The 230-nt window shown below is 65.2% G+C and carries 1 protein-coding gene; it reads left to right on the plus strand.

Annotated features, from left to right (window positions below; genetic code table 11):
• On the plus strand, positions 1-230 hold a 230-nt coding region (locus tag RVY79_RS21835; RefSeq protein WP_317466717.1), incomplete at both ends, for a biosynthetic peptidoglycan transglycosylase.

Below are 230 nucleotides of genomic sequence, written 5' to 3' on the forward strand. Positions count from 1 at the left end.
CTACAGCCATTGGGGCGTCGATCCGCGCGGCATCCTGCGCGCGTTCGTGCACAACGTCACCCAGAGCGGCGGCTCGCAGGGCGGCAGCACGATCACCCAGCAGCTCGCCAAGAACGCCTTCCTCAATTCGCAGCGCACCTTCGGGCGCAAGGCGCAGGAAGTGCTGATCGCCTTCTGGCTCGAAGCCTGGCTGAGCAAGGACGAGATCCTCTCGCGCTATCTCTCCAACG

Source organism: Chromohalobacter sp. HP20-39 (assembly GCF_033052815.1).
Taxonomy (GTDB): Bacteria; Pseudomonadota; Gammaproteobacteria; order Pseudomonadales; family Halomonadaceae; genus Chromohalobacter.